We start from the raw sequence: 17,473 nt of genomic DNA, 5'->3' as shown, positions 1-17,473 counted from the left end.
GGGTTCGGTCGCCGCCGCGGAGTTGGGGGTGCCCCCCCCGGGCGGGCACCCCCCCGCCCGCCCGGACGACTGACCCCGCCCCCCCCCGCCCCGTCCCCTTCCGCCCGCCGTGCTCGTACCGCCCCGTGCTCGTATCCGCCGCCGGTGCGCCCCGCACACCGGCCCACCCCTCCCAGGGAGCGATGTGTCCCGCCGTCTGTTCACCTCGGAGTCCGTGACCGAGGGCCACCCCGACAAGATCGCCGATCAGATCAGCGACACCATTCTCGACGCATTGCTGGAGCAGGACCCGTCCTCCCGGGTCGCGGTGGAGACGCTGATCACCACCGGCCTGGTGCACGTGGCCGGGGAGGTCACCACCGCCGCCTACGCGGACATCCCCGCGCTGGTGCGGGGCAGGATCCTCGACATCGGCTACGACTCCTCCAAGAAGGGCTTCGACGGCGCCTCCTGCGGGGTGTCGGTGTCCATCGGCGCGCAGTCCGCCGACATCGCCCAGGGAGTGGACACCGCCTACGAGCGGCGGGTGGAGGGGGAGGACGACGAACTGGACCGGCAGGGCGCCGGTGACCAGGGGCTGATGTTCGGCTACGCCTGCGACGAGACCCCGGAGCTGATGCCGCTGCCGATCCATCTGGCCCACCGGCTGTCGCGGCGGCTGAGCGAGGTGCGCAAGAACGGGACGATCCCCTATCTGCGCCCGGACGGCAAGACCCAGGTCACCATCGAGTACCAGGGTGACAAGGCCGTCCGGCTGGACACGGTGGTGGTCTCCTCCCAGCACGCCTCGGACATCGACCTGGACGCGCTGCTGACGCCCGACATCCGGGAGTTCGTGGTGGAACGGGTGCTGGGTGAGCTGCCGGCCGACGGGATCAAACTGGACACCGAGGGCTACCGGCTGCTGGTCAACCCGACGGGCCGGTTCGAGACCGGTGGTCCCATGGGGGACGCCGGGCTGACCGGCCGGAAGATCATCATCGACACCTACGGCGGGATGGCCCGGCACGGCGGGGGCGCGTTCTCGGGCAAGGACCCGTCCAAGGTGGACCGGTCGGCGGCGTACGCGATGCGGTGGGTGGCCAAGAACGTGGTGGCCGCCGGGCTGGCGACCCGGTGCGAGGTGCAGGTGGCCTACGCGATCGGCAAGGCCGAGCCGGTGGGGCTGTTCGTGGAGACCTTCGGCACCCACACCGTGGAGGCGGGACGGATCGAGCGGGCCATCGGCGAGGTCTTCGACCTGCGGCCCGCCGCGATCATCCGCGATCTGGACCTGCTGCGCCCGATCTACGCCCAGACCGCCGCCTACGGTCACTTCGGCCGTGAACTGCCCGACTTCACCTGGGAACGCACCGACCGCACCGACGCCCTGCGCGCCGCCGCGGGCCTGGACTGACCCCTGAGGGGCCGTCCGAGGCCGCGGCGCGGACGGCCCGTACCGCCCCCGGGCGCTCGTGCGCCCGGGCGGGCCGAAGGAGGAAGCACCGTGCGTATCGCCGTGACCGGATCCATCGCCACCGACCATCTGATGGTCTACCCGGGACGGTTCGCCGACCAGCTGGTCGACGGCCACCTGGAGCGGGTCTCGCTCTCCTTCCTGGCGGACACCCTGGAGATCAGACGCGGGGGAGTGGCCGCGAACATCGCCCTGGCGCTCGGGCGCCTGGGCCTGCGCCCGCTGCTGGCGGGAGCCGTGGGCGCCGACTTCGCCGAGTACCGCCGGTGGCTGGAGGCGAACGGCGTGGACACCCGGCTCGTCCACGTGAGCGACACCCTGCACACCGCCCGCTTCGTCTGCACGACGGACACCGACCAGAACCAGATCGCCACCTTCTACGCGGGAGCCATGGCGCAGGCCCGCGTCATCCGGCTCGAAACCGCCGCCCGGCAACCCGGCGGGCTGGACCTGGTGGTCGTGGGCGCCAACGATCCCGTGGCGATGCTCCGCCACACCGACGAGTGCCGCGCGCTCGGCGTCCCGTTCGTCGCCGACCCCTCCCAGCAGCTCGCCCGCATCCAAGGCGAGGAGGCCAGGCGGCTGATCGACGGCGCCCGCTACCTGTTCACCAACGAGTACGAGGCCGCCCTGCTGCGGCAGCGGACCGGCTGGACGCACGAGGAGATCCTGGAACGCGTGGGGACCTGGATCGTCACGGCCGGCGCCGACGGCGTGACCATCACCGGCAAGGGAGGGCCGCCGCTCGCGGTCCCGGCCGTGCCGACGGACCGGGCCGAGGACCCCACCGGTGTCGGCGACGCCTTCCGGGCCGGCTTCCTGGCCGGCACGGCCTGGGACTGGCCGCCGGAGCGCTCGGCCCAGCTCGGCTGCGCGCTGGCCACCGTCGTCCTGGAGTCGGTCGGCACACAGGAGTACAAACTCTCCGCGGCCGACCTGGCGATCAGGATCGAGGAGACCTACGGCAAGACCGCGGCCGCCCGGATCCGTACGCGCCTGTCGGAGGTGCTCTGACGGCCCGGGGCCCGGTGCGGGGCGTCACCCCGTACCGGGCCCCGTCCCGGACGCGCGACAGCTCACCGGCCGTCCGGTGGCCGGCGGGATGCCGTCAGCCGCCGCCGAGGGTGCCGATCAGGCCGGCGCTCGCGGCCGCCGCACCGGCCTGGAAGCGGCTCTCCGCCCCCAGCTCCTCCATGATCGCCGCTATGTGGCGCCGCAGGGTGCGGGAGGAGATCCCCACCCGGCGGGCGATGACGTCGTCCTTGAGACCGCAGGCGAGCATCTTCAGGATGGCGTTGCGGACGTTGTTGAGCGAGGTGCCGTTGGAGGCGCTGCCGTCGAAGACGCAGGCCGGCTGCCAGGTGTTGCGGTAGATGCCGCGCAGCACCTTCACGATCGCCGGTTCGTAGACGACGGTGACCGCGGAGGTTCCCCCCTCGGCGGAGTCGGTGGGCAGGAACGCCGTCTCCTGGTCGACGATGATGATGAAGTGCTGGACCTCGTCCGACGTCCGGACCTCCGCCCCCGAGTCCAGGTTCTGCTGGAGGGTCGCCCGGAAACTGGGATGGCACCTGGCCGAGTGGGGGTACAGCGTCCGCAGCCGCACCCCGCGCCGTACCGCTTCGTAGGAGAGCCGGAGGGTGTCCTTCAGGATCTGCGTCTCGTAGCTGCACACCGGCCACATCGTGAGGATCTCGCCCGTGGACTGGCGGAGCGCGTCCGTCAGCCTCAGGGAGATCTCGCGCTGGCTCTCCAGCGTCGCCACCAGCCGGCTCGTCCGCTGCGTGCGCTGGTGCCGTTTGAAGGACTTGGAGAAACGTTCCAGCTGGTGGTGGATGGCGACCAGTTCGCGCCGTTTCTCGTGTATGGCGGATTCGAGGGGCAGGACGAGTTCCGTCTCGGCGGCCTCGGGGTCGGACGCGAGGAAGGTGTCCTGTTCCTTGCAGTGCCTGACGAGCTTCAGCCGCAGCAGTTCCCGCATCGCCCGTGTGACGGCGGCGCTCGGCACTCCGAGCGCCGTGGCGATCTCCAGCGTGGTCGCCGCGTGGTAGGACAGGACGTGATCGTACACACCGAGAAGCAGATCCTCGCCGACGTCCTGGCCGCGCGCCATCGGCTCGAAAGGGGTTCTCTCGGTGTCCTCCGCCGACAGCTCGGATAAGTCTGCGTACGCGAGCATGTTCTCCACTGTGCTCACCATCCCGAGTCAGACGGTCAATGAGGTTCGTTGCGGAGGATATCGGCTATCTCCTCGGCGACCTCCGCTACCTTTTCGTTCAGAAAGAAATGGCCACCGGAGAAGCGCCTGATCCGGAAACCCGCGGATGTGTGCCGTTCCCATCCCTGCTCTCCGCCGCCCGTCAGATACGGATCCGCGTCGGCGAACAGGAAGGATATGGGGCAGCCGACCGACGCCTTTTCGGGGGCGAGGTAGGTCGAATTGGCGTGATAGTCGTTCTTCACGACCGTCAGAATCGGTTCCAGGAACTTCTCTTTCTCGAAGAACCTGGGAGGAATGCCGCCCAGCTCCTTGAGCTCGGCGATGATCTCCTGGTCGTCGCGCGGCGTGTGGCTGCCGAGCCCGTCGGAGGGCGAGCGGCGCCCGGACACGATGAGCTGCCGGGGGGCGGCGCCGGCGGCCTCCAGGCGACGGGTGACCTCGAAAGCCACGACCGAGCCGAAGCTGTGGCCGAAGACGGCCACCGGTCTGTCGAGCCAGGGGCGGACCTCTTCCGCTATGCGGTCGGCGAGTGCGCCGACGTCCTCGACCGGCGGCTCGCCCCGGCTGCCCGGGCGGCCCGGGTACTGGACGGAGAGCGCCTCCACGTCTTCGGGCAGGGCTGCGGACAGCGCGTTGTAGGCACTGGCCGAAGCGCCGGCGTAAGGACAGCACACCAGGCGGATCCCGGGGTTCGCCCGGGGTACCGCACTCCGGATCCACTCGCTTCTCTTGTCGAGGGGTTGGACGGCCATGTCACCTTCCGTGTGTCCCCGGAGGGGGTCGTACCGGATGGGTCGCAGGAATTGCCCGAGAATGGCACACCGCCGGTGCGAGCACCAGGCCGGCGTCCTTTTCTCGCCTCTGGCGAATTTTCTGTCATGCCGTGCTGGTCACGCTACTGACAGTCGCGTCATATGTCAACGGTGTTTCCTGCGGGTATGGGCGAGTAACGTGCGGCGGCGCGAGGTTTTCGGTGAAACGGAGGAATCCGACCCGAGAGTGAATGCGGCTAATTGCGCACCGGCTTGCCTGTGGCCCCGCACTTCCCAAAAAGAGGTTGCTCTCCCTGGAATGGGAACGGGCCATCCGAAAGGGGGCTCCCGGGACTGGAGGAAATCCGTGGCGGGGCGGGGCCCGATGGGCGGTGCCCCGCCACCGGCAGGTATCCGGCCGGTCAGCCGAGCCGCGACGGCGGCCACCGCGGGGAGGGCGGGACGGGTGACGGCCGACATCGCCGACCGCCGGCCCACGGCCCGCGCGACGGTCTGGAGGTGGCTCGTGGCGAGGGCGGTGTGGCGTGCCACGGCCACCGCGCGGCCGGGGCCGTCACGGCATGGGGTGAGCCCGGACATGGCGCTTCGGTGGTCCGCACGGTCTCCGTCATGAGGGCACCCGCACCTCCGTCGATCCCGACCGCCGCAGCGGCTGTCGTCATCCTCCTTCGATGAGCATCGTCACATTCGATGCTTATCAAACTCCAGAGTATGTGACGGACGGCCGGATGGGCGCGCACACGGCGGTACGACGGTCAGGACAGCAGTCTTTCCGCCATCTGCCGTGCCCTCCGGAAGGGTTCGACGCTGTGCTCGCTCATCGCGGTGACCACGGCCCCGTCCATGAGCAGCATGAACTGTTCCGCCAGCTCCGGCGCCCCGGCGTGGCCGGCGTCCTCGATCAGGCCGCGTACGTAGTCGGCCACCTTGCGCTTGTGCTCGACCGCGAGCCGGTGGACGGTGCTGCCGGGTTCCTTCGCCCTCTCCGCCATGGCGTTGATGAAGGCGCAGCCGCGGAACGCGCTGTCCCGGGCCCCCTCCGCCAGGGCGTCGAAGACGGCCAGGGGGGCGCCGCCGCGAGCCTCCACCCGCTCCCGCAGCCACTGCCTCCAGTGCTCGTCCCGGCGCTGCAGGACCGCGGACACCAGATCGTCCTTGCCGTCGAAGTGCCGGTAGAGGGAGGCGCGGCCGACGCCGGAGTGGCTCAGGAGGCGCTCCAGGCCCACTCCGTTGATGCCCTCCTCGTAGAAGAGCTCATCGGCTGCCTCCAGCAGGCGGTCACGTGCGCGAGTCGGCATGTGGCCAGAGTAGTCGCCCTTGACGCTAAACGGTACCGACCGATACCGTCCGCCAAGATGGTACCGATCGGTACCAAAATCGAGGAGGGTTCATAGTGAGTAAGTCCGTCCCGGACCGGAAGAGCGGGACGCCCGAGGGGAAGACCGACGGGGGAGAGTCCGCCGCACCGTGGCGGGGAGTCCTCGTCCTGGCATTCGGTGCCTTCGCCATCGGAACGGACGAGTTCGTGCTCGCCGGTGTCCTGCCCGAGTTAAGCGACTCCCTGTCCGTCAGCATCACCACCGCCGGGCAGGTGGTCACCGTGTTCGCGCTGACCTGCGCGGTGATGGCGCCGATCCTGGGCACGCTCACCGCCGCCTGGCCGCGTCACAAGGTGCTCAAGCTGTCCGTTCTGGTCTACCTGCTGGGCGTCGTCGGGACCGGTCTCGCGCCGTCGTTCCCCGTGGTCCTGGCGGCCCAGGTGGTCGCCGCCGTCGGTGCCGGCCTCTACATCCCGGCGGCCAGCGTCACCGCCTCCGCGCTGATGGGACCCGAACGCCGCGGCCGGGCCATCGCGGCCGTCACCACCGGGCTCACCGCCGCCACCGCACTGGGCGCTCCGATCGGGACCGTGGTGGGCAGCGTCCTCGACTGGCGGGCCACGATGTGGTTCATCGCCCTCCTCACCGTGCTGAGCCTGTTCGGCGTGTTCACCCTCGTCCCGGCGGTGGTCGTCGGGGCTCCGGGAGGTCTGCGCCGGCGCCTCGCCCCGCTCGGCGACCGCCGCGCGGTCGCCGTCCTCGCCGCGACGCTCGTCGCCTTCACCGCGGCGTACATCGTCTACACCTACATGGCCGAGGTGTTCGCCCCCGCCACCGGCGGCGACGGCCGGAAACTGGCCATCCTGATGTTCGCCTTCGGCCTGACGGGCATGGTCGGCAACTACTACGCCGGGACGCTGGCCGACCGGTTCGGGGCACGCCTGGTGGTGGGCGGCGCGATCGTCCTGCTGGCGCTCAGCCTCCTCGTGGTGCCGCTCGCCACCGGCTCGTTCGCCGCCGCGGCCGTCGTCATCGTGGTGTACGGCGTCGCGGCCTGGGGCATCACCGCGCCCCAGCAGTCGCGCCTGATCGCCCTCAGCCCGGAGTCGGCCCCCCTCCTGATCTCCCTGAACGCCGCGTTCCTCTACCTCGCCATCGCCCTGTCCGGCGTCATCGGCGCGGTGGGCATCAACACCATCGGGGCCCGGAACATCAGCCTGGTCGGCGCCGCGGTCGCCGTGCTCGCGCTGGGCCTCTCCGAACTGGGGCACCGGCTGGCCAAGAGCTCGCCGGCGCAGACGGCCAAGGTCACCGCGTAGCCGGCCGACGTGTCATTCAACCCGTAGTGAAGGGCGTTCCTATGTGCGGAATCGCTGGATGGGTGGACTTCGAACGCGACCTCGTCAGGGAGGTCGCCGCGGCACAGGCCATGACCAGGACGATGGCCTGCCGCGGTCCCGACGACGAGGGGATCTGGAGCGCCGGGCACGTGACACTCGGACACCGCCGGCTCGCGGTGATCGACATCGAGGGCGGCCGGCAGCCGATGCGCACCCCGGAGACCGGTCCGGACGGCGAGCCGCTCGTGGTCGTCAGCTACAGCGGCGAGGTGTACAACTTCAAGGAGATCCGCGAGGAACTGGTCCTCCTGGGACACCGCTTCCGCACCAGGAGCGACACCGAGGTCGTGCTCCGCGCCTACCTCCAGTGGGGCGCCGCTTTCGTCGACCGCTTCAACGGGATGTACGCCTTCGCCCTGTGGGACACCCGGACCGAGGAACTGCTCCTGGTCCGGGACCGCCTCGGGATCAAGCCGCTCTTCTACTACCCCACCCCCGCCGGAGTGCTCTTCGGGTCGGAGCCCAAGGCGATCCTGGCGAACCCGGTCAGCAGCGCGGTCATGGACCTCGACGGCCTGCGCGACGCGCTCGCGCTGGCCCGGGTGCCCGGACGGACCCCGCTGCGGAACCTGTACGAGGTACGGCCGGGCCACATCGTCCGGGTCAGCCGCGAGGGCATACGCCAGGAGGCGTACTGGAGACTCGAGACCCGTCCGCACACCGACGACATCCCCGCCAGTGTCGCGAAGGTGCGGGAGATCCTGGAGGACGCGGTCGCCCGGCAGATGGTCTCCGACGTGCCGCTGTGCACGCTGCTGTCGGGCGGCCTGGACTCCAGCGCGCTGACCGCGCTCGCCCAGCGCTCGCTGGACGCCGACGGCGGCGGACGGGTCCGCACGTTCTCCGTGGACTTCGCCGGCCTCGCCGAGAACTTCCAGCCCGAGCCGTTCCGCGAGGCGCCGGACGCGCCGTTCGTCACCGAACTCGTCCGGCACGTGGGCACCGACCACCGGGAGATCCTGCTCGACACCGCCCGGCTGGTCGAGCCGGGTGTGCGGGACGCCGTCCTGCGGGCCTGGGACCTCCCGTACGGGATCGGGGACCACGACCCCTCCCTCTACCTGCTGTTCAAGGCCGTCCGCGAGAACTCGACCGTGGCGCTGTCGGGGGAGTCGGCCGACGAGGTCTTCGGGGGCTACCTGTGGTTCCACGACCCGGTCGCCTCACAGGCCGACACCTACCCCTGGCACGCGATCAACAAGGTGCCGGTGAGCGAGCAGGCCACGAGCTTCCTGGACCCTTCCCTTGTCAAGGAGTTGAACCTCGCCGAGTACATCGCCGACCAGTACCGCAGCGCCGCCGACGAGGTCACCCATCTGCCCGGTGACAGCCCGGCCGAACGGCGGATGAGGCTGGCCAGTTACCTGAACATCACCCGCTTCCTGCAGATGATGCTGGACCGCAAGGACCGGATGAGCATGGCGACCGGCCTGGAGGTCAGGGTCCCGCTGTGCGACCACCGGCTCGTCGAGTACGTCTACAACGCGCCCTGGTCGGTGAAGACGTTCGACGGGCGGGAGAAGAGCCTGCTGCGGCACGCGACGAAGGACCTGCTGCCGGAGTCGATCGTACGGCGCCGCAAGGCGCCCTATCCCTCGACCCAGGACCCGGGGTACGACGAGGCGGTCAACCGGGAACTGAGCCGGATCGTCGCCGACCCGGACGCGCCGGCGCTGCCGCTGCTGAACGCCGAGGCGATCCGGTCCCACCTCGCCAAGCCGGTCGACACCCCGTACTCGATGATGCAGCGTTCCGTCTACACGGAGACCCCTGTGCGGCTGAACGCCTGGATGGAACTCCACGGCGTCGACACGCGCAGCCTGGTGGTCTGAGGTCCGGCACCTGTCACGCGGTGAGGGCGGGAGGGTGTCCGCACGGGCACCCTCCCGTTCACCACCGCCCGCGTACGCCCGGCGGGATCAGAACTCCTCGTCGCCGAAGCCCTCGTCGCCGAACTCTTCCTCGCTCATGCCGGGCGCGGAGAAGATGCCCTGCATGATCTGCTTCATGTCCAGCACCTTGGCGTCGGCCGGCGCGGTGGGCTTGATGCCGTCGCTCATCCGCAGGACCAGGCCCAGCTTCTTGACCTTGGCGGTCTCGGCCAGCTTGGCGAGGTCCACGTTCACCTCGGACAGCTCACCGTTCTTCAGCGTGAAGTCCGCCGTCACCTTGGCGTTCGGGGCGTCCTTCAGGTCCTTGTCCGTCGGCAGGTCCATGCCCGGCGGCAGGTCCTTCGCCAGCGGGCGGATCTCGCCGATCATCTTGCTCATCAGCGTCCGGAAGGGCGCCGTCGCGGTGACGTGCTCGGTGTCGCCGTCGCCGTCGGCCGTCTTCAGCTTCACCTCGCGGGCGACGACCTCGCGCAGGGACTTCATGAGCTTCTTCTGCGTCTTGGCGTCCAGGGACGGGGCGGGCGAGGGGCTGTCCTCGTCCTCCTGGCCGCCGAGGCCGGCCTTCTCCATCTCCTTGACGTTGAACTTGACCCACTTGCCCTGCAGGACGTCCTTGAAGGCCCCGGCCTCCGGCGGCAGTTCGTCGGCGGGCGGAACGGGGCTGCCCGTCAGCTTGCCGATGGTGTCGACATCGGCGCGGACGTAGACGTAGTCACCGATCATCCGGTACTCGGCGAGGTCGCCGTCCGGGCTGCTGACCTTCATGGCCATGCCGACGATGTCCTTCTCACCGGACTCGGTGAGCGGCTTCTTCGACTCCACGGTGAGTGTGATCTTGGCGTCGCTGAGCAGCTTCGCGGCCTCGTCCGGGATCTCGTCGCCGGGCTCGGGGTCGGACTTGGCGTCCAGCGCCTTCAGGGTCGCGGCGTCGGTGTCCAGGTCCAGCTCGAAGGAGAGCGTCTTCTTCTCGCCGAGCTTGTCGAAGGCCTTGTCGAGCTTCTGGCCGGCGGAGAGCTGCTCCACCGTTCCGCAGGCGGCGGAACCCGCGAGGACGGCACCGACGACGGCGGTGGCGGTGAGGGTCTTGCGTATGGCGCTGATGATGGTCTCCTTGTAGACGCGACCACGGTGTGATCGATGAGAAGACTCACAAGCCCCGCACAAGGTTGCATCCGATTTTTTATCCGTGCTTGGTGAACCGGTCGTACCGCCCGAGGAACCGGAAGACGTTCCCTGCCGTCTGATACAGGAAGTACCCCTCGCCCCGCAGTGTGTCGATGCGGCCGGTGGTGAAGCGGAGCGGCTTGGCGAGTCCCTGGTAGGTGAGGTCCGACAGCCGTTCGGCGACCGCCCCGGCGCTGACGCCGGCCCGGCCGCCCAGCGACTCCAGGGCCCGGGCGACCAGCCCCACCGCGTCGTACGCCTCCGGGGCCCAGCGGCCGGGCGCGGTGCCGTAGGCCGCGCGGTAGGCGGACCGGAAGGCGCCGGACACACTGCCGGGATCGGTGAACGGCGCGCCGAACACCCACCCTTGTGCCGCCGCGCCGCCCTGCCGGAGGAAGTCCGGCCGCATGAGGTGCCAGGTGCCCAGGCGCGGCCCGGTGAAGCCGGCCTCCGCGAGGGCACGGGCGCAGCGCGCGGCGCGGTCCGCCGAGGTCCCGGTGAAGACGACGGCCTGGGCCCGGTCGGCGAGCGCGGCACGGACGGCGGGGGAGAAGTCGTCGCTTCCGGCCGGTACCGCGTACACGCGGGTCGTGCCCTCGTTCGGCGGACGCCGGGTGAGCGCGTCGGCCAGGTCGGAGCCCATGCGGCCCGCCGCCCGGTCGTCGAGCACGGCGGTGCGGTCGACCGGCCGTACGGAGGACAGGTACCCGCTCAGCGGAACCGCCAGCAACTGCTCCGGGGCGCGGGTGACGCGCAGGGTCCGCAGGGTGTCGTCCTCGTCCAACTGGGGATCGTCCAGGGAGACCAGGACCATGGCGGTGCGCGCGGTTTGGTAGCGCGGCGCCGCGGCCCGTGCCGCGGCCGGCGTGTTCGGTCCGAGGACCGCGCGCACGGCGGCCCCGGTGAAGCGTTCGGCGGCCTGCCGGGCCCGGGCGGCGTCGCCCCGGTCGTCGAAGGTGTCGAGGGCGAGCCGGAAGGCGCTGTCCGTCCGTGCGTTGTGGTGCGCAACGGCGAGACGCGCGCCGCGCTCCTGGGCGACGCCGTCCGCCTTGTCCGCACCGCTCAGATCGGCCTGGAAGCCCAGGGCGTGCACGGGCGGCTCGCCGCCGGACTTCCGGCCGAGCGTCAGATACGCGGCCGTCCCGCCGCCGAGCGTCAGCACCGAGGCCGCCGCGCTCCCCACCGCCAGCACCCGGCGCCGGGCCGGTGCGCGCTGCCCGGCCGGGGCCGCCGGTGCCGGGCCGGTGCCGGTCTCCCCGGGCGCCGGCCGGCCGGGGGCGCGCCGGGGCGCGGGTATGTCCAGTGCGCGGGCGGAGCGTTCGGCGACCAGGCGCAGCACGGCGGGCGGCAGCCAGCCCTCGGCGGCGCCCCCGGCGGAAGCGGCGTCCCGTGCCAGCCGCGTCCGGGGGTCCTGGAGCGCCGCCCGGACCCGCGCGGCCGTCGGGCGGCGCGCGGGGTCCTTGGCGAGGCAGCTCTCGATCAGCGGGCGCAGCCCGGCGGGCACGTCCGCGAGGTCGGGGTCCTCGTGCACCGTGCGGAACAGGACCGCCGCCGCGTGCCCGGTGCCGAACGGGCGCCGGGCCGAGGCCGCGTACGCCAGCACGCACCCGAGGGCGAAGACGTCGCTCGGCGGGCCGACCCGCTCGGCGCGGGCGCGGGCCTGTTCCGGTGACAGGAAACCCGGGGTGCCCACGACGGCGTCGGGAGCGGTCAGCGCGGTGGCCCCGGCGGCGAGGGCGATGCCGAAGTCGATGAGCCGGGGACCGTCGAGTCCCAACAGCACGTTCCCCGGCTTCACATCGCGGTGCACCAGACCCGCCGCGTGCACGGCGGTCAGCGCCTCGGCCAGCCGGGAGCCCAGCACCCGCACCGCGGCCACGGGCAGTGCCCCCTGCCCGTCGACCGCTTCCGCCAGCGCCGGGCCCGGCACGAACTCCGTGGCCAGCCACGGCGAACGGGCCTCCGGATCGGCGGCCACGACCGGCACCAGCCACCGCCCCGACAGCCCCCGTACGGCCGTCACCTCGCGCCGGAACCGGGCCCGGAAGGCGGGGTCCGCCGCGTGCTCGGCGCGGATCACCTTCAGCGCGACCAGCGCCCCGCCCGCGCCCCGGGCGAGATAGACGACGCCCATGCCGCCGGCGCCGAGCCGGGCCAGCGGCCGGTACCCGCCGATGTCCTCCGGGTCGTCCGCGGCGAGCGGGCGCATCACAAGGCCGCCTCGCCCGCGTAGGCGTACCGGCCGCCCTTCACCTCGTAGCGGAACACGTCGTACCCCTTGAGCTGCCGGCTGTCGTCGAACGCGTACGTGCGCACCAGCCCCTTGTACGTGCCCTTCGCCAGCAGGCCGTACAGTCCGGTCCGGGAGGGCCGGCCGCCCGCCCGGGTGAGCCGGGCGATGACCATGCGGGCCACGTCGTAGGCCTCCGCCGCCCAGTACGGGGGAGCGGAGCCGTAGCGCCCGCGGTAGGCGTCGGCGAAGGCGCGCAGCCGTGCGGCCGACGGGTCGATGTACGGCGCGAAGACCTGCCAGCCCTCGGCGGCCGGACCCGCGGCGGACAGGAACTCCTGCCCGGCGGCCGGGTAGCCGAGGACGCGCACGCCGGTGAAGCGGCGCTCGGCGAGCGCGCGGGCGACGGCCGCCGCACGCGCCGGGGTGCCCGTGTAGACGAACCCGTCCGGCTCGCGCGCGAGCATCTCCGCCACCACCGGGGCGAGATCCCCGGCGAGGCGGGGTACGACCCGTGGCTCGGCCGGGATCTTGAGCGTGCCGAGGGCCTGGAACGCGGTGTGGCCGATCTGCCAGGACGGGATGCCGCCGTCGCGGTCGATCAGGACGCCCGCCCGCCGGGCGCCCGCCTTGGCGAGCTGAACGGCGATCAGCGCGGGCGACACCATGTACCCGGGCACGGCCTGGAGGAAGTGGCGCGGCTCCGACACGCCGTACACCGCCTGCGCGGAGGAGGCCGTCAGCTGGGGAACGAGCTGTGCGTCGTAGGCGTCCAGGCTCGCGCCGGTGGTCCGGTCACCGGTGGAGCCTATGACGGCGAGCAGGTCGGGATCGGCGGCCAGGGCCCGGGCGGCCCGCACCGCGCGGGTCTCGTCGCCGCCGTCGTCGGCGACCGTGAGGGTGAGCGTGAACGGCTTGTCCTTCCGCGCGTTGAACTCCTCCACGGCCAGCCGTACACCGCGTTCCTGGGCCTGCCCGACGGCTTTCTGCGGCCCCGTCAGATCGGCCTGGACGCCCAGCAGCATCCGGCGCGCGGCGGGCGCGGGGGCGTCGTCGCGGCGGCTCGCCCAGAGGGCCGCGCCACCGCCCGCCGCGAACAGGGCCGCGCCGCCGAGGAGCAGGAAGCGACGGCGGGTGCCGGGCTGCGACGCCGGGGCCGCGTCCCCGGGAACCTCTGCCGGCGGCTCGTCCGCTCCCGCGTCGAGGGCCGTCGCCTCGATGTCCGGCAGGGCGAGCATCGCGGCGGACCGGTCCGCGACGAGCCGTACGACGTCGTCGGGCAGCCAGTCGGCGGCGCCGGAGGGCGCGTCCGCGCCGAGCGCCTCGGCCACCTCGCGGGCGGTGGGCCGGGCGGCCGGGTCCTTGGCGAGACAGCGCTCCAGCGGCTCGCGCAGATCCTCGGGGAGCCCTTCGAGGTCGGGCTCGTCGTGGACGGTGCGGTACAGCAGGGCGTCCACGGCTCCGATGCCGAAGGGCGGGCGTCCGGTGGCGGCGTAGGAGAGGAGGCAGCCGAGGGCGAAGACATCACTGGCGGGGGTGGCGGGGCGGCCCCGCGCCTGTTCCGGCGCCAGGAAGCCGGGGGTGCCGACGACCATGCCGTCCGAGGTGAGGGCCGTCTCCTCGGCGGCGCGGGCGATGCCGAAGTCGATCAGGCGGGGGCCGTCCAGGGCGAGGAGGACGTTGCCGGGCTTGACGTCGCGGTGCACCAGTCCCGCGTCGTGCACGGCGGTCAGCGCCCGGGCCAGCGTCCGGCCGAGCACGCGCACCGCGGCCGGCGGCAGCGGCCCGCGGGCGGCGACCGCCTCGGCGAGCGAGGGACCCGGTACGAAGGCGGTGGCCAGCCAGGGCGCGGGCGCGTCCGGGTCGGCGCCGGTCACCGGCACGGCCCAGGGGCTGTCCACCCGGCGGGCGGCGGCGACTTCGCGGCGGAACCGGGCGCGGAACTCGGGCTGGTCGGCGTACTCCGGCAGGATCACCTTGACCGCGGCCAGCTCCCCGGACCGCGCCCGGCCGAGGTACACGACCCCCATGCCGCCGGCGCCGAGCCGCGCGAGCAGCCGGTGACCGCCGAGGTGGGAAGGGTCGGAGGGCTTGAGCTTCCCGGTCATCGGCGACCGCCCCCCAGGGTGGCGGGAGCGGTGGTTCCCGCCGTCTCCGGGCTGTGGGGTGCCACTGCGGAGGGCGGTGCGGAAGCGGCCGGCGTCCGTCGTGCGATCGCGCCGCGCAGGCCGGCACGCATCGTGGCGTGCGGTTCGCGCAGCAGGTCCAGCAGGTCGCGCCTGGTCCAGCCCTTGGCGCCCCGGGCGGAGACCGCGAGGGTGAACTGGCCGATGCGGGTCTGCTCCCAGACGTACGGGTGCGGACCGCCGACGTCGTCACCGGTGTAGGTGCCGGACTCGGCCAGGACGTCGTCGGCGAAACCGTTGCCCGAGTCGCCGAGGGCGTTCGGCACGTCGGTCAGGTCCCGGAGCACCTCACCGGGGCGCAGCAGCTGGGAGGGGCAGCGCATCATCTCCTCCAGCACCTCGGCGCTCTCCCAGTCGGCCTGCTCGGCCGAGCGGTGCGCCGTGACGACCGCGGTCAGACGCAGCGGCCCCTTGCCGCCGCGCGCCGGGATCTCGTAGTGGCGGGTGAGACTGGCGAGGACGTCCTCGGGAAGCGCCCGCTGCTCCCAGACACAGGAATCCCCGAGCACCGCCCACCGCCGCGGATCGCTCTCGTACGGTTCGCGGCGGACGGTGCCGGGGCCGAACGCGGAGGGCCCCGGCATGATGCCGCGGACCAGGGCGTCGGCCTGGGCCCGGGTCCGGGGGAGCCGGGCCGGGTCGGCGTCGACCACGGCGGTCGGTGACGGGCCGGCGCCGGTGGCCCCGCCGCTCTTCGTCCCGGCCGCCGGCCGGCCGGGCCCGTCCCCGCCGGACGTACAGCCGGCCAGCAGTAAGCCGCACACCGCGACGGCGCAGCCGAGGCGCGCCGCCGACCCTCCCAGCTCCACGAAGTACCCCCGCGGGTCGCCCGGCCGTCATGCGTCGGACCTCATGCTAGGCGGCAACCGACAACGCGCTGGCGGGAGTTGACGATCACGTGGCCCGGCTGTGGCACGGCTGTCACACGGTCCGGACCGTGTGACAGCCCGGGCTCAATGGCGGTGCCCGGAGTGCTCGCCGGATTCCGGCGAGGGCGACGCCGAGGTGACCGGCGGCTCGGCGGGCCGGCCCGCCCGGACGGTGAACGCGGCGGTGTGGACCCGGCCGGCGTGCTTGAAGTCCAGGAACAGCCGGTAGGTGCCGGAGCTGGGCGCCGTCGTGGTGAACGAGATGTCCGGTCCCGGCCGCGTCCTGCCGTCCCCGGGCGCACCGCCCGGGTGTACGTGCAGATAGCCGAGGTCTCCCGAGCGCAGCGCCACCAGGTGGCCGTAGGCGCCGAGGTAGGGCTGGAGGTCGCGTACCGGCTTGCCGTCGCGGGTCACGCCGAGCGTCAGCTCGCCGTCCCGGCCGGGGGAGAGCCGGCCGCGGAGGCCGACCCGGTACCCGTCGACCTCGGCCGTGGCGGCGGGGGCGGGGAGGGGCGCGGGCGCGTAGGCACCGGAGGCGGTGAGGTCGGCGCCGAGGGTCAGCCCCTCGCCGCCGTCCGGCGTGAAGTCGGCGAAGACCCGGTAGACCCCGGCCCTGGGCAGCGTCAGGGGAGCGGACCAGGTGCCGTCGGCGGCGCGCACCGGGTGCAGGTGCTGATAGTGGGTCAGGTCCCGCGAGGCGATGATCAGGTGGAGTTCCTTGGTGTGCTCCGCCCGGTAGGCGGTGAGCGGGCGCCCGGTGGCGTCCCGTACGACCGCGAACCGCAGGTCGGTCTTCCGGCCCGCCGTGACGGCCGGGGTCTTCAGGTCCAGGGTGTAGCCCCGCTCCGAGGTCTGCAGTCCGCCGGGCGCCGCCGCGGGGCCGGCACCCGCGGCGGACTTCCCGCCCGGCGTGGCGCCGGTGTGCCCGTCGTGTGCCGCGCTCTCGGTCCGGAGGGAGATCTCGCCGACCCCGCCGCCGACGCCGTAGGCGATGCCGAACGCGGCGGCGAGCGCGGCGGCGTAGGCGGTGATCCGCAGCCCGGTGTTCATGGTGACTCCTCGTCTGTTCGCTGCCGGCAGGCGGCCCGATGACCTTCAACATACCCCAGGGGGGTACAGAGTCAAGCCGGAGGAAACCTTGCCCTTCGATACGGGCCGGGGGTATGTGTGGAGCCGTTTCACCACCGGTGGGCGACGAGAGGATATGAGGATGACCCCCAGGTCCGACTTCCCGGTGGGCGGCGGCGGACCGGCCGTGTGGACGGTGCTCCGGGAGGGAGCCGGACATCCGGTGGCCCGTATGGCGGCGATCGCCGTCCTCCAGGCCCTGGCCGCCCGCCTCGGCCATGCGGACCCCGGCCGGCCCTGCGGCTGCCGGGGCTCCGGCGGGCGTGCCGCGATGTGACAGCCGGTCACTCCGCCACTACCCTGCGCATGTGATCGGAACGCGGGGTGGCGGCGACGGGAGCGCGGGGCGCTTGCGTCGCGCCGTCCTGCTGATCGGGCTGGTCCTGGTGCTCGCCGCCCATCTCGGCGGCTCGGTGCACGCCTGCTCCTTCACCGGGACCGGCCCGACTGCCGTGGCGGCGCGGGAGTCCGCGCACCCGGCGGACACCGCCGACGGCACGGATCCGACCGGCCCGTCCCGGCACCGGCATCAGGCGGACACCGCCGACGCCACGGATCCGACCGGTCCTCCCCGGCACCGGCACGCGGCGGACGGCCATCTGGATCACACGGCGGACCGGCCGCGCGCCGCCCTGGACGACACCGGGCCCGACGGCGGGCAGCACCCGCCGGCGCTGCCCGCCGTGCCGCGCGGGCGTGCGGCGCACCCCGGCCGGTGCAGGCCCCCCGATGTCCCTGGTGACCGTGCGGGCGGCCCGTCGCTCGCGGCCGTCCGCGTGCTGCGGCAGTAGGACGGCACCACACCCCGGACCCGACAGCCGGTCCGGGGAGTGCC

General features: G+C 72.8%; 14 protein-coding genes. 6 read left to right on the top strand and 8 right to left on the bottom strand.

All coding sequences use genetic code 11. From position 1 onward, the window contains the following. Positions 1-184: 184 nt before the first annotated feature. Both metK and IH25_RS0118555 read left to right on the top strand, forming a co-directional pair. Entirely contained in the window at positions 185-1,396 is a 1,212-nt protein-coding gene (gene metK / locus IH25_RS0118560; RefSeq protein ID WP_030611133.1) for a methionine adenosyltransferase, read from the top strand. A gap of 90 nt (positions 1,397-1,486) precedes the next feature. Further along, positions 1,487-2,470 carry a carbohydrate kinase family protein gene (locus IH25_RS0118555; RefSeq protein WP_030611129.1) on the top strand — a complete coding sequence of 328 codons (984 nt, stop codon included), beginning with the start codon at positions 1,487-1,489 and terminating at the stop codon, positions 2,468-2,470. A 94-nt stretch (positions 2,471-2,564) separates the two neighbouring features. Here IH25_RS0118555 and IH25_RS0118550 read toward each other — a convergent pair whose 3' ends face one another. The 3 genes from IH25_RS0118550 to IH25_RS0118535 all read right to left on the bottom strand — a co-directional run bounded on the left by IH25_RS0118550 (position 2,565) and on the right by IH25_RS0118535 (position 5,748). Next, positions 2,565-3,635 carry a helix-turn-helix domain-containing protein gene (locus tag IH25_RS0118550; protein WP_157846985.1) on the bottom strand — a complete coding sequence of 357 codons (1,071 nt, stop codon included), beginning with the start codon at positions 3,633-3,635 and terminating at the stop codon, positions 2,565-2,567. A gap of 35 nt (positions 3,636-3,670) precedes the next feature. After that, positions 3,671-4,429 carry a thioesterase II family protein gene (locus tag IH25_RS0118545; RefSeq protein ID WP_037655159.1) on the bottom strand — a complete coding sequence of 253 codons (759 nt, stop codon included), beginning with the start codon at positions 4,427-4,429 and terminating at the stop codon, positions 3,671-3,673. Positions 4,430-5,205: 776 nt separating this feature from the next. After that, a complete protein-coding gene (locus tag IH25_RS0118535) occupies positions 5,206-5,748 on the bottom strand; it encodes a TetR/AcrR family transcriptional regulator (RefSeq protein ID WP_030611118.1) in 543 nt (180 codons plus the stop codon). Positions 5,749-5,843: 95 nt separating this feature from the next. On the opposite strand from IH25_RS0118535, the gene IH25_RS0118530 reads away from it, so the two are divergent. Continuing rightward, complete coding sequence (locus IH25_RS0118530; RefSeq protein WP_078844299.1) at positions 5,844-7,088, top strand: MFS transporter; 1,245 nt, start codon at positions 5,844-5,846, stop codon at positions 7,086-7,088. 41 nt (positions 7,089-7,129) lie between these two features. After that, entirely contained in the window at positions 7,130-9,001 is a 1,872-nt protein-coding gene (gene asnB, locus IH25_RS0118525; RefSeq protein ID WP_030611114.1) for an asparagine synthase (glutamine-hydrolyzing), read from the top strand. Between the two features lie 87 nt (positions 9,002-9,088). Here asnB and IH25_RS0118520 read toward each other — a convergent pair whose 3' ends face one another. From IH25_RS0118520 to IH25_RS0118500, 5 genes are all read right to left on the bottom strand, one after another. Beyond that, positions 9,089-10,084, bottom strand: coding sequence for a hypothetical protein (locus IH25_RS0118520; protein WP_037655156.1), 996 nt, complete (start codon positions 10,082-10,084; stop codon positions 9,089-9,091). A gap of 157 nt (positions 10,085-10,241) precedes the next feature. Then, positions 10,242-12,434, bottom strand: a complete 2,193-nt coding sequence (locus tag IH25_RS0118515; RefSeq protein ID WP_030611110.1) for a bifunctional serine/threonine-protein kinase/ABC transporter substrate-binding protein — start codon at positions 12,432-12,434, stop codon at positions 10,242-10,244. Further along, positions 12,434-14,563: a bifunctional serine/threonine-protein kinase/ABC transporter substrate-binding protein gene (locus IH25_RS0118510; RefSeq protein WP_030611108.1), complete on the bottom strand. Its 2,130-nt coding sequence runs from the start codon at positions 14,561-14,563 to the stop codon at positions 12,434-12,436. The genes IH25_RS0118515 and IH25_RS0118510 overlap by 1 nt, the downstream gene beginning before the upstream one ends. Further along, positions 14,560-15,450, bottom strand: coding sequence for a hypothetical protein (locus IH25_RS37595; protein WP_245172819.1), 891 nt, complete (start codon positions 15,448-15,450; stop codon positions 14,560-14,562). Before IH25_RS37595 ends, IH25_RS0118510 begins: the two co-directional genes overlap by 4 nt. Positions 15,451-15,594: 144 nt before the next feature. Next, entirely contained in the window at positions 15,595-16,560 is a 966-nt protein-coding gene (locus IH25_RS0118500) for a hypothetical protein (RefSeq protein WP_030611096.1), read from the bottom strand. A gap of 160 nt (positions 16,561-16,720) precedes the next feature. Here IH25_RS0118500 and IH25_RS0118495 point away from each other — a divergent pair, with 160 nt between their 5' ends. Both IH25_RS0118495 and IH25_RS0118490 read left to right on the top strand, forming a co-directional pair. After that, the gene (locus IH25_RS0118495) at positions 16,721-16,915 is read left to right on the top strand and encodes a hypothetical protein (protein ID WP_030611094.1); all 195 of its coding nucleotides are present in this window, start codon (positions 16,721-16,723) and stop codon (positions 16,913-16,915) included. Positions 16,916-16,988: 73 nt separating this feature from the next. Further along, complete coding sequence (locus tag IH25_RS0118490) at positions 16,989-17,429, top strand: hypothetical protein (protein ID WP_245172818.1); 441 nt, start codon at positions 16,989-16,991, stop codon at positions 17,427-17,429. The last annotated feature ends 44 nt before the right edge of the window (positions 17,430-17,473 follow it).

The organism is Streptomyces achromogenes subsp. achromogenes (assembly GCF_000720835.1).
Classification (GTDB): Bacteria; Actinomycetota; Actinomycetes; order Streptomycetales; family Streptomycetaceae; genus Streptomyces; species Streptomyces achromogenes.
Note: the sequence above shows the minus strand (reverse complement) of the source record. Positions and strands in the feature narration are given on the sequence as shown.

Excerpts from the sequence above, each read along its gene's own strand:
- IH25_RS0118550 (WP_157846985.1), bottom strand. The coding sequence starts at position 3,635 with ATGCTCGCGTACGCAGACTTATCCGAGCTGTCGGCGGAGGACACCGAG.
- IH25_RS0118545 (WP_037655159.1), bottom strand. The coding sequence starts at position 4,429 with ATGGCCGTCCAACCCCTCGACAAGAGAAGCGAGTGGATCCGGAGTGCG.
- IH25_RS0118535 (WP_030611118.1), bottom strand. The coding sequence starts at position 5,748 with ATGCCGACTCGCGCACGTGACCGCCTGCTGGAGGCAGCCGATGAGCTC.
- asnB (WP_030611114.1), top strand. The coding sequence starts at position 7,130 with ATGTGCGGAATCGCTGGATGGGTGGACTTCGAACGCGACCTCGTCAGG.
- IH25_RS0118515 (WP_030611110.1), bottom strand. The coding sequence starts at position 12,434 with ATGCGCCCGCTCGCCGCGGACGACCCGGAGGACATCGGCGGGTACCGG.
- IH25_RS0118510 (WP_030611108.1), bottom strand. The coding sequence starts at position 14,563 with ATGACCGGGAAGCTCAAGCCCTCCGACCCTTCCCACCTCGGCGGTCAC.
- IH25_RS0118500 (WP_030611096.1), bottom strand. The coding sequence starts at position 16,560 with ATGAACACCGGGCTGCGGATCACCGCCTACGCCGCCGCGCTCGCCGCC.
- IH25_RS0118495 (WP_030611094.1), top strand. The coding sequence starts at position 16,721 with ATGACCCCCAGGTCCGACTTCCCGGTGGGCGGCGGCGGACCGGCCGTG.